At 39.9% G+C, this 12,843-nt stretch carries 8 protein-coding genes; 1 reads left to right on the top strand and 7 read right to left on the bottom strand.

Annotation, left to right across the window (positions count from 1 at the left end; genetic code table 11):
- Window positions 1–37: 37 nt before the first annotated feature.
- Entirely contained in the window at window positions 38–2,662 is a 2,625-nt protein-coding gene (ppc, locus tag AC27IF_RS03235; protein WP_487052128.1) for a phosphoenolpyruvate carboxylase, read from the bottom strand.
- Window positions 2,663–3,086: 424 nt separating this feature from the next.
- Window positions 3,087–4,307: a sugar efflux transporter gene (locus AC27IF_RS03230; RefSeq protein ID WP_487052126.1), complete on the bottom strand. Its 1,221-nt coding sequence runs from the start codon at window positions 4,305–4,307 to the stop codon at window positions 3,087–3,089.
- 348 nt (window positions 4,308–4,655) lie between these two features.
- On the opposite strand from AC27IF_RS03230, the gene AC27IF_RS03225 reads away from it, so the two are divergent.
- Entirely contained in the window at window positions 4,656–5,369 is a 714-nt protein-coding gene (locus AC27IF_RS03225; RefSeq protein WP_487052125.1) for a phosphoglycolate phosphatase, read from the top strand.
- A gap of 6 nt (window positions 5,370–5,375) precedes the next feature.
- Here AC27IF_RS03225 and AC27IF_RS03220 read toward each other — a convergent pair whose 3' ends face one another.
- From AC27IF_RS03220 to gcvH, 5 genes are all read right to left on the bottom strand, one after another.
- Complete coding sequence (locus AC27IF_RS03220) at window positions 5,376–6,851, bottom strand: FAD-dependent oxidoreductase (RefSeq protein WP_487052124.1); 1,476 nt, start codon at window positions 6,849–6,851, stop codon at window positions 5,376–5,378.
- A gap of 834 nt (window positions 6,852–7,685) precedes the next feature.
- Complete coding sequence (locus tag AC27IF_RS03215; RefSeq protein WP_487052221.1) at window positions 7,686–8,102, bottom strand: HEPN domain-containing protein; 417 nt, start codon at window positions 8,100–8,102, stop codon at window positions 7,686–7,688.
- 239 nt (window positions 8,103–8,341) lie between these two features.
- Entirely contained in the window at window positions 8,342–9,142 is an 801-nt protein-coding gene (locus AC27IF_RS03210) for a zinc-ribbon domain-containing protein (protein ID WP_487052123.1), read from the bottom strand.
- A 90-nt stretch (window positions 9,143–9,232) separates the two neighbouring features.
- The gene (gene gcvP / locus AC27IF_RS03205) at window positions 9,233–12,163 is read right to left on the bottom strand and encodes an aminomethyl-transferring glycine dehydrogenase (protein WP_487052122.1); all 2,931 of its coding nucleotides are present in this window, start codon (window positions 12,161–12,163) and stop codon (window positions 9,233–9,235) included.
- 283 nt (window positions 12,164–12,446) lie between these two features.
- Entirely contained in the window at window positions 12,447–12,836 is a 390-nt protein-coding gene (gene gcvH, locus AC27IF_RS03200; RefSeq protein ID WP_487052121.1) for a glycine cleavage system protein GcvH, read from the bottom strand.
- Between the last annotated feature and the right edge of the window lie 7 nt (window positions 12,837–12,843).

Raw genomic sequence — 12,843 nt, 5'->3', positions numbered from 1 at the left:
AATACCGTATTCAACAGCTTTAGTTATACAAGGTTATTTAACCGGTATTTCTCATACCTATAGCAATACCGCCAATGGTTACCATCATAGCTTGCTCGATATTAGACGGCGCTTCTGTTTCGTCTTCAGCGGCTCTAATTCTACTTAATAACTCAATTTGTAAATAATGCAGCGGCTCAAGATAAGTTGAGCGAATTTGCATTGACTCTTTACCACTTGGGTCAGACTCCATCACTTCCTTTTGATCAAGCAAGCTTAACAATAAACTCTCACTATCTTTTAATTCACTACGTAATCGTTTACCAATCGGTTTTAGCTCTTCAGAGACTAATCTATTATCAAATGCCTCACTAATGCCTGCATCAGCTTTACTAAATACCATATCCAACATAAGTAAACGTGAACGGAAAAATGGCCATTGCGCTAGCATTTCTTCAATAACTTTTTCATTACCTTGTTTTAAGAAAGCATCTACCGCTGGCATAACCCCCAACCAGGAAGGTAAAACTAGGCGAGTTTGCGCCCAAGAAAAAATCCAAGGAATAGCACGTAAGCTTTCAACGCCACCCTGTGGTTTACGTTTTGCAGGTCGACTACCTAGTGGTAACTTCCCTAACTCTTGCTCCGGTGTAGCCATTCTAAAATAGGGTACAAAGTCTGGGTTTTCACGCACTAAAGCACGGTAGTTATCACGACCATTACCCGCCATTTCAGCAATTGCATCACGCCACAATTGTTGCGGTTTAGGTGAAGGAATAAGGATCGCTTCTAAAATTGCACTCGCGTAAATCATTAAATTTTGGTTTGCTAAGGCAGCGGTACCAAATTTATGACGTATGGTTTCACCCTGCTCAGTTATTCTAAAACCGCCGTCTAATGAACCCGGAGGTTGAGAGCGAATCGCTTCATACGCAGGTAAGCCACCACGACCTATCGTACCGCCACGACCGTGAAACAAGGTTAACTTAATATTATGAGCTTCAGACAAGGATACTAATTTTTCTTGCGATTCATACTGAGCCCAACCTGCAGCTAAGGCACCGGCATCTTTGGCTGAATCAGAATAACCAATCATCACATGTTGCTGACCTTGAATGCGACCACGATACCATTCAATATCAAATAACTCAGTCATCGCTTGTTCAGCATTATTCAAATCGTCTAAAGTTTCAAACAGTGGCGCAACAGGCATTGCCCACTCAACCCCCATTTCATCTAATAATAACTTAACTGCAAGTACATCTGACGGTTGGCTTGCCATAGAAATAATATAAATACCAAAAGCATCAGCATTATTTTTAGCGATAGTTTTACAGGTATCTAATACTTCTTTCACTTCATCAGAGCATTGCCAATTTTGAGGAATAAGTGGACGCTTTGACGCTAATTCGCGCAATAAAAACGCCTGTTTTTCCGCTTCTGTCCATTGGTCGTAATCACCAATTCCTAAATAACGGGTTAATTCTGCGATTACATTTGAATGGCGCTCTGAGTCTTGTCGAACATCTAATTTTAATAAGTGCACACCAAAACAATGGGCGCGACGAATGGTATCTAATAAATGATCGTTAGCAATATTTTCCATGCCACAATCAACTAATGACTGGTAGCAAAGTTGTAATGGCTCAATCAATTCTTGCTGACTGACTACAATTGGTGAAGTGTTTTGCTCTAAATTTTGTAAACTGGCATTTAAACTTGCTTGACTTGCTGTTAACTTTTCAACCAATGGCGTTAATATTGCGCGATATGGCTCAATGTCATCACCCACTAGTTCGCTTACCTTAGCATTACAGGTGTTCATTGACAGCTCAGCACTGAGTTTTTCAATATCATTCACGAAAAGGCTCGCTGCTCGGTGTCTTGCATACCATAAAACTTCTTGAGTCACTTTTGCTGTAACAAATGGGTTACCATCGCGGTCACCACCCATCCAAGAATTAAATTGTACCGGCACACACTCTAGCGGTAATGTGAATGAAAATTGATGCTCTAAGCGTTCATTAAGCTCACGAACAAACTCAGGTACCGCTTGCCATAAACTATTTTCAATGACCGCCAAGCCCCACTTAGCTTCATCAACAGGTGTAGGTCTAGCTGAACGTATTTCATCCGTATGCCACGCTTGCGTGATTAAAACCGCAATTCGTATACTCAGCTTTTCACGTTGACGATCGTTAAGTCGTTCTTGATCTAAGGCTTTTAAACAATCAGTCAATTCCGCATATTTATGAATAAAAGTACGGCGAATAACTTCCGTTGGATGTGCTGTTAACACAAGATCTATATTAAGTTTCTCTATTGCCTGCTGAACTTTTTCAACACTAACATTTTCATTAGATAATTTATCAAACAAATCATTTAGTACATCAGAGAATTGGTTAACACTATTAAATTCTTGCTCTGCAATATTGGCAAGGTTTAGAAATTGGCTGAATGCACGAGCAACAGTTAACAAACTATCATCATCTAAGGTCTGAAATTGCGCTATTAATTTATCAGTTGCATTAGACTCTCCCAATGCTGAAGCACGACCGGCTTTACGAATATCTTCTATACGTTTTAACCATTCATCACCTAACTGTGCGGCAATAGTTTCACCTAAAGTAGCGCCTAAGTCTCTAACGCGTTGCTGTAATGCGGGGTCGGAATAAGAAGCCAAAATATTCTCCTAAGCTATTATTTGGAACAATTACTCTATTTATAGCAAATATTATTAATTTTAAAAAGTAATTTTATTACAGTACGGTAATTAAATTACATAACTACAAGTGAATATAGCGTTATATTGTTATTTCTTATGATAAAGCAACAGAAAAAGACTGAAAATTACAAAAGTCACAAAAAACACAAGAATTATTAGGTGGGCAGTTAAACAGAATAAATTGATAGGTTTGGAGTTTTCGCCCCTGCTTGGCGTCGAGGTGACGACGTCACCCACTCAGTGAAAATATATATCATCAATTTTGAGTTTACAGTCAATGCCTGCCGATATTCGTCCATGAAAAGCGGCAGTCTTCGCCATCAAGACAATATACTCCTGATGATGGCAGCAGCAATGTGGCACATGTGCCTGCGCTGCTGAGTTATGAATTCAATGGCGATAAAGGCCTGCTCATATCAATTGGCTTTATCTTGTGCTGCTCTTGTCGCTTAAAATAACTAAACATTAACATCGCCAGCATAGCCAAAAGTGCAACCGCCGCCGCAGCTAAGTTAGCCGACTGAAAGTTAAAATATTGTGCAATAATGCCGGTAGCGGTTGAGCCCAACATTAGCCCTATTTTTATGCCGTTTGAGTAAACCGCTGAAGTAAAACCTATGCGCGCCGGTAATTGCTCTTGCAGTAACGTTAGGCCAAGCCCAGCATAAAAACCATAAAAAACAGCATTAAGTAACTGCAAGATTATAAATTGCCACAGCTCCGACGCATGATAAATACCAAGATAAAAAACTAGCCCAAAACCAAACCCCATAACCATCAGCGTTTTTTTAGCAATTTTTTGACTTAATTTACTCGAAAACAACATCACAGGTATTTCAATACCAGCAACAATACCCATCAATAACCCAGGCACATAACTCGGTAAGTTCAGCTCATTAATCGTATATAGAGGTAACGACGAAGAATAAATAATGTTGCAGGTAGAGCCCAATACTACTGCTAAGGCTAAAAACCAAAACGATAACGGAGCTTTAGCTTGTACCTCTTGCTGACTTTTCAATACATTTGTTTTTTGCTCTGGCACTAAACAAAAAACAAATATTAGGCTAACAATGCCAAAAAATACCGCCACCAAAAATGAACTAGCAAAACCATAAGCACTTACCAACATATAGCCAAGTGGTGGTCCCATCATCCACGCCAGCGAAATACAAGCACGAATTTGGCTATTAAAACTTTCAACATTAACCTTGTTGTTACCCGCCCACTGCCGGCTAATGGTTAACATTTGTGGCATCGCAGCATTGCCAAAAGCCATAAGTGAAATACCAGCTAAAACAACAATCATAAATGACTGAGTATGACTATAGACCAATAATGCTAGCACCATACCTGTGGTAGCCAATAAGTACATTTTTCGGCTACTCAAACCTTTATCCGCCAATGCGCCTAACCATTGACTAATGATCAAACCAGAGATGGTTAGCGATACCGTATAAACACCAATATATAGTGGCTCTGTGTGTAACTCATCAACTAAAAAGTAAATCATTATTGGGTTAACAAAGGCACTTACGAAGCCAGTTAACAGACTTAAAGTAAGAAATAGCTTACCGGGTATATTTTGAATAACAGACAACATAAATACAGCGACTTAACGTAAAAAACATCACATTAACTTTAAAAACAGGAAGTTAATTAAGAATTAATGCAAAGACAACAGAATTAAACAACAAACTTGATAGAAGGATGATTATCATTAGCGAAGCATAAGACTAAACTGATACTATTTTACTGAAAATCCACCTATAAATCTTAACAAGCTTAGTGCTTTTTGTCATGTCTCATAACAAACACCTCCAGCAGTGCTTTTATAGCATTTTACCGCAAAGCTGCCAACAAAAAGGTCTACATAAGCAATGACGAAAATCACCAAAAATGCTACATTAGCCCAAATTATTATTATTTCATTTCGTTGCAGGAAAATGCTGTGTCTCAAGAAAATATCTTCTCTCAAAATATACTTCCCAAAAACAAAAACGTTTTATTATTCGATCTCGATGGCACTTTAGTTGACAGTGCGCCAGATCTTGCCTTAGCAGTTAATCAAACATTAACCGAACTAAAACGAGCAACATTTTCTCAAAATATAATTCGTACTTGGGTAGGTAATGGCGCAAAAACCTTAATTGAGCGAGCATTAAGTGGCTCATCAACCATAGATGATAATCTCGATCCAGCATTAGCTAGCAAAGCGTTAACAATTTTCATGGCCTGTTACCAAAATTGTCTTTGTCAGCAATCAGTTTTATACCCGGGAGTAAAATATACCTTAGACCAATTAAGGGCAGCTGATTTTCGTTTGGCGATAATTACCAATAAACCAGAAAGATTTATTGAGCCGATAATTGCTGGTTTAGGCCTCAGCAATTATTTTGAATTACTTATTGGCGGTGACACTTTGCCTGAGCGCAAGCCTCACCCACAGCCACTTACTCATGCCTGCCAACAACTCAAGGTAGATGCTGAACAATGTATTATGATTGGCGATTCAAAAAATGATATTTTAGCCGCCAAGGCTGCAAATATGGTAAGTGTAGGTTTAACCTATGGTTATAACTACGGCGAAGATATTGGCCTTCATCAGCCGGAATGGCATTTAGAGCAATTTGAGCAATTACTACCATTGCTAGTTAAGGCCTAGTGGGCGCTAGTAATTTTTAGCTAAAGCTTCAGGATATTGACGTTCGCGCGCCAACGCTATGGCTTTAACTGTCACTTCTGCTTCGCTACATACCTGAGTTATAGGAAAGTAATGCTGATTGATATACTTTCCTACTTGCTGCTTGCTCACTAAACCACAAACCACTAAATTTTGTAAAATAGCATCTGCCGCACTTAACGCTGAAGAGGCTTTGACTATCTCGGCGCGGGCATAATGTCCCTCATCAAAAGAGACATCCGCTGTACGTAAATGAGCATCACCACCAGGGATTTGTTGAGCGCCAAAAAGCGGCTTACCGGAAACCTTGGCAGAGGAGAAACTAGGAATAAACTTTGCGAGATGTTCAATAGAGCCAACCGTTCTCTGCTCAACAAGTTTATCAGGCCAATGTTTTTCAATTTTATTAATAAATTGCGCTGCTAATTTTGGCTGTGAACTTTGCTCACAACTAGCAACAAGTCCTTGCTCAAACAAGGTTATATCTTGTGTCATGCCATGTAACTGAAAGTAACCATTAGGATAAGGTGTTAATTGTGCCATACCTTGCGGTGTACCACGCTCACCATAAAACACGATTTCGGGCCACAAACCATAACACTGAGGCCAGTGAGCAACATAAGCGGCTTTAAACTCCACCATGCGCTGTCGTTTCGCGTTTATCATGTCATCAATTTCACCGGTTTTAAAACCGCAAGCATTAACAACATAATCAAAATCATCCTGATGAGTTTCACCAGTATGTTTATCCTGTCTTGATATTGTCCACGTTAACGATGAAGTATCTGCTGTTACCGCTACTACTTGCTGATTAGTTTTTACATGACAATGAGCTAAACGTTCACTTGCCAAGCTGGCAATAGCGGCAAAGCGAAACGCCGACAAGCCATACTCTTGTACTAACAACACCGGATATTTAAGGCTATCTAAATCAACATGTTGTGCAAATGCGACCAGCCAATCACTTGGTTTATTCGCCTCATTCGGCAACGGACAATGCAATAACGCCTCTAGTTCAGTCCGAGAATAAAAGTGAAAATAGTGCTCTGGTTCGCCTAAGACTTTGTTGGTAATGTCTTGACTGACCAGCTCGGCATATTTTGCTGCCAGTTTTTCTAATCGCGGTAATAAATCACTAGGTTCACCTTGCTCTGTTGTTGGTAATGCAATTATGGTTGGTCTCACATTTACCGCTAACGCATAAACTTTAGCCGTAGCGATAGACTGCGCTAATAAGGTTAAACAGGCTTGATCTGATATTTCACGATAAAAATTACCACCGGCATGCAAATGACAAATAGGCGGTCCATTGATTATGCTGTCGCTTTTTTCAATAAGCGTTGTATCTATACCAAGTTCAGCTAAACGTAAGGCAATAGTAGCGCCAGCAACACCAGCGCCAATTACCGCAATCTTAGTTTTAGCGAAAGGCTGAGTTTCAGTTTTTATATTTTTGCTATTCATTAACTTAATGAGTGATAGGTACGTTATTCTTAATAGTCACCTGACTATTTTACGCGCCAAGCAAGCAAAATTATAGGCTTAGCAGTACTATTTATTTTGATAAAAATTGCGTAATTTTTGACACTTTACAAACTTTTTATCTGTAATAGGTTTGGAGTTTACCTCCCTGCTTGGCGTCGCGGTGGCGACAACACCCTAGGGGGCAACGCACCGTGGTTCCTCCGCTAAAAGTCTAAAATTTCTGATTATAAATTGACAAGTTTGGAGTTTGCTGCCCTGCTTGGCGTCGCGGTGGCGACTGCACCCAAAGGGGCGTTACACGCCAAAAGCCCCTTTGGAATCCCCGTGGCGCCCACTCAGCAGAGAATTCAAAAACCAACGAGCGTAGACCACGATACCTGCCGATTTATCTTCCCTGAACAACGGCAGCCCTCGACGTCCTGTCTCGGGTCGAGGCCCACCTTTGCTCGTTGGTGATTGAATTGCTGAGATGGGAGTTGGAGTGTTTGGTAAGCGTTTAGGGCTAAAGATAGCAAAGAGTTCTTTATTCTTAATCAACAAACACAGGTTCAGCAAGCGCTAAGTCTGCTTCTTCAAACGCCGGAGTGAGGCACAATATTCACGTATTGCCATCATGGATGATGGCAAAAGCAATGGGGCACATGGATGTGCCTTCATTGCTGTTACGTCGAAAATATTGTGTTGAATGCAGGAAAACGTTTGATGTAGCAGCGTCGGGGGATTCCAAAGGGGTCTCGGCGTTAAGCCCCCTTTGGGTGCCACCGCCACCGCGACAATTATTTTAAACTACTTTTTTAATCAAGCAACATAAAGTTAAGTTGGCTTTCTTTCTATATTTTCAACTAGCCTCTGAACATTACTTATGCAGGAAATTATTTTGTCTTCAGTTATTTCTTGAAGTCGCCCATCCTTATCACGCCCATTCCTATGAACAATATCGTGCCTAATTGATATATATTGCCTTATTTTTTCAATTAATTCGTTATCTAAACTAATAGATAAAACCTTTGAATATAATCCTTCAACAACATTCAAACGATGCCAAATTATATTTTGAATATACCTTTTCGCTTTTGCTCTTTTTGTTGCTTGGAAATCCAAAACCTCCTTTATAGTAAATTTCTTTTTATGAAATTCCTCTGAGCTAGTAAATAACTTATCCATCGTATGCTCCGTTTCCATCACCGCATCATAAAAATAATCAGCTAAATATGCTTCTAAAGAAGCTATGATGAAGAAAAGGCTAAACGCAAAAATGATTTATTATAATTTTCCTGACTAAAGTTAGCCTCTTTAATTAAAGTCTCGATAGTAAAAAGGGCTTTCATAAACAACTTGTAATGCTCAGTTAAAGAACCTGAATCTTCTAACATGTAACCACGTAACCGCATTACCTTTATTTCTTTATCGCAAATAGGACATTTACTACCTAATGTAGTCCTATTTCTTACAACCGCTTGCCACTCGTGTTAAGGATCTATTTTACAAAGCCACCAGACTTTTTTGCCGCTTGCTTTAGTAATATTCTCAGGTAAAAGGGGAGAGTTTTTCTCATAATGCCATTCTTTTGCAACTTCAGGATAAATACTTTTTAAGGAATTCCTTTTGCTTGGTACCTTCTGATTACAAATCGGGCACCCAGTATTATTTGAAGTTCTATTCGTTACTGTTGAATTCCATTTATGTGAAGAGTTTATCGAACATATCCAACCAACACTATAAGAGCTAGCATGTGTAATTTTATTCAAATCGTATTTTGAATTTTTATCAAAGTCCCATTCTTTTGCAATTTTCGGGTGAGAATCTTTTAGTAACTTCTTTTTCCCACGTTTAGGTTTATTCATGAAAGAACATTTTTTACAACCTGTTCCGTTATGTGCTCGACTATATACAGTAGCAGCCCACACATGTTTTTTATCCTTTTTACAAATCCAATCTACCTTCCTGTTACTTGTAGTGCTTAAGCTATAAGGATCGATTGCACTATTTTTAATCTCATTCCATTCTTCCATCAATTCCGGGTGTAAAGTTGCAAATGACTCACTTTTTAAAGCTAGTTTCCCTGAACAGTATAAACAGCCACTATTATTATGAACTCGGCAATTTATTTTCATCAGCCAGCGATGTCTGTTATCTTTTCTACAAATCCACCATACTTCTTTTATAGAAGAGCGATAAAAATCATTAGGATCTAATTCCTTATTTTTGTCATAATCCCACTCTTCTAATAATTCAGGATTACTTTCTACCAAAGTCATTTTTTTACGCATACCACCATCCCTTTTAGTAACAGCCCCATTTACAATAACAAAAAAAACGAGCCTTAGCTCGCTTTTTATTATTCTATATCAGTTAGTTAACTAATCTGCATACGTCGAAACCGGTGGGCAAGAACACACCAAATTTCGATCCCCATAAACATCATCAATACGATTAACCGTTGGCCAAAACTTATCTGCCGCAGCCGCTGGCACTGGAAAAACAGCTTCAGCGATACTGTAAGCACGATCCCAATTAGCATCTGTGATATCCGCTAAAGTATGTGGCGCGTTATGAAGTGGGTTGTTTTCTAATGTCCACTCACCCTGCTCTACTTTACGTATTTCATCACGAATACAGACCATGGCTTCAATAAAGCGGTCTAGCTCAACTTTAGACTCAGATTCCGTAGGCTCAATCATCAAGGTGCCTGCCACAGGGAAAGACATGGTTGGTGAATGGAAACCGTAATCCATTAAACGCTTGGCAATATCCATTTCGGTCACGCCACAGCTTTCTTTGATTGGACGTAAATCAACAATACACTCATGCGCTACACGACCATTAGGGTCAGTGTATAAAATCGGGTAATGCTGGCTTAATTTAGTCGCTAAGTAGTTGGCATTAGTAATAGCGTATTTCGTGGCTGCTGTTACGCCTTCTTTACCTAATAAAGCGACATAAAGGTATGAAATACAAAGAATACCGGCACTACCATAAGGTGCTGCTGATACGGCGCCATTGCCTGAGGTTGTTTCATCAACATTAATCAATGCATGATCAGGTAAAAACGGGGCAAGGTGCGATTTAACGCCGATAGGTCCCATACCTGGGCCACCGCCGCCGTGTGGAATAGCGAAAGTTTTATGCAAGTTTAAGTGCGATACATCAGCGCCAATAAAGCCCGGTGACGTAATGCCTACTTGTGCGTTCATGTTCGCGCCATCAAGGTAAACTTGACCGCCATTGTCATGAATAATTTTACAAATTTCTGCAATAGTTGTTTCATATACGCCGTGTGTTGACGGGTAAGTGATCATGATACAAGAAAGGTTATCGCGTAGCTCTTCTGCTTTCGCGGTTAAGTCTTCCATATCAACGTTACCTTGCTTATCACAAGCAACAACAACCACCTTCATACCTACCATTTGTGCAGACGCTGGGTTAGTACCGTGGGCTGAAGCAGGAATTAAACAAATATTACGGTGTGAGTCACCACGGCTTTCATGATATTTATGAATTGCGATCAGGCCAGCATACTCACCTTGTGCACCTGAATTAGGTTGCATAGACATTTTATCGTAGCCTGTTAATTCCACTAACCACTCGGCTAACTCGTCAATCATTTGCTTGTAACCAAGTGCTTGGTCAACTGGTGCAAATGGGTGCATGTTAGCAAATTCAGGCCAGCTAACCGGTACCATTTGTGCAGTAGCGTTAAGCTTCATGGTACAAGAGCCTAAAGAAATCATTGAGTGATTTAAGGCTAAATCTTTGTTTTCAAGGCGCTTAATATAGCGAAGCATTTCTGTTTCACTGTGGTAGGAATTAAACACTGGATGGGTAAGGATTTCAGTGTCACGCACAAGTGACTCAGGAATTGAATTTGAGCCTTGAGTAACGATTTGCGCATCAAGCCCTGCGACATCTAAACCGTGATCAGCGCCTAATAAAATAGTGAATAATTGTGCAACATCAGCGCGGGTGGTGGTTTCATCTAATGAAATACTGATTTGACCGTCAACATCAGTACGTAAATTTACCCCTGAAATTAACGCGCGCTCAACGATTTCATTTTTGTTGTCAACGTTATACGTTAAGGTATCAAAATAGCTATCATGTACTGGTGCTAAACCTTTAACGCGTGTACCTGTTGCTAAAATATCAGCAAAACGGTGAATACGTGAAGCAATAGTTTTCAAGCCTTTAGGACCATGATAAACCGCATAAAACGCCGCCATGTTGGCTAATAATACTTGCGCTGTACATATGTTTGAGTTGGCTTTTTCGCGGCGAATATGTTGTTCGCGCGTTTGCATTGCCATACGTAATGCATTGTTACCGCGTGTATCTTTTGATACCCCGATAATTCTACCCGGTAGTGAACGTTTATATTTATCACTTGTGGTGAAAAAAGCGGCATGTGGACCACCGTAGCCCATAGGAACACCAAAACGTTGGCTAGAGCCAATAACCGCATCTGCGCCTAATTCGCCCGGTGCTTTTAATAGCACTAAACTCATAATGTCAGCCGCAACGGCAACTATACCTTTTTTAGCGTGAATTTTTGCAATCAATTCACTAACATCGCTAACTTCACCTGTGGCACTTGGGTATTGAATTAAGGCACCAAAAATATCATGCTCTGCCGCTTCAGCAGCCGGTGCAATAACCACATCAAAACCAAACATATCTGCACGTTGTTTAACAACGTCAATGGTTTGTGGGAAGACGTCATTTGAAATAAAGAACAAGTTTGATTTTTTATTTTTAGAAACACGCTTAGCTAAAGCCATGGCTTCTGCCGCTGCGGTCCCTTCATCAAGTAAGGAAGCGCTCGCTAACGGTAGTCCCGTTAAGTCGATACACATTTGCTGATAGTTAAGTAATGATTCTAAGCGGCCTTGGGCAATTTCTGGCTGGTAAGGCGTATAAGCGGTATACCAACCTGGGTTTTCTAACACGTTACGGGCAATTACATTCGGTGTTAATGTGCCGTAATAACCTAAACCAATGTAGGTAGTGTTTACTTTATTTAAGTTAGCCACGGCTTTTAAATCGGCCAATGCTTTCACTTCTGTTTTACTGTCGCCAATCGCTGGTAATTGCGATAAACGAATATCGTTAGGAACGATTTCGTCAATTAACGCATCAACTGATTCGCTGCCAATATCATTGAGCATGGCTTGCGTTTGCTCTACACTTGGGCCGATATGGCGACGAATAAAATCTTGTGTTTGCTCGAGTTGTGCCAACGACAAAGGACTTAATGAGCTAACAGCTTTTGGGCTAACAGATAGTTGAGAAGTCATAACAGGTTCACTTAAATAATTTTGCGAATTTTAAAATAAAAGAAAGCCCCTTATTCTTATTAAGAAAAAGGAGGCTTAAATGTGCTTTAGCTAAGACAATCGACGTTTAGGCAACGCGGACAATGCCGGCTAAACTTGATTGATAACGCTATAACGTGTTTTTCGTAAACAGTCGATTTTTAAGCAAGGCTGCTAAAGTTATTCGTTTATTGAGCTTAGTGTACTAAGTGATGTAAACAAATAACAAAAGCAATGCAGCATAAAAGAAGAATGTGACCGAAAACTAGTCTTCGTCGATAGAGTTAGCATAGCCTTCAGCATCAAGTAAGTCGTCTAACTCACCAGCATCTTCAAGCTTCACTTTAAATAACCAACCGTCACCAAAAGCATCTGAGTTGACTAACTCAGGTGAGTCTTCTAAATCTTCGTTTACTGCTACCACTTCACCTGTGATCGGAGCGTAAATGTCTGAAGCGGCTTTTACTGATTCAGCCACAGCAACGTCGTCACCAGTACTAATTTCATCACCCACATCGGGTAATTCAACAAATACCATGTCACCTAAAAGATCTTGTGCGTGTTCAGTGATACCAACTGTAACAGTACCGTCACCTTCATTGCGTACCCACTCGTGAGAAGTTGCATATTTTAATTCAGAAGGAATGTTGCTCATTTTTATT

This window comes from Colwellia sp. KS18-150, from assembly GCF_057551365.1.
The sequence above is the reverse complement of the archived record's forward strand: the minus strand, read 5'-3'. Positions and strand labels throughout refer to the sequence as shown.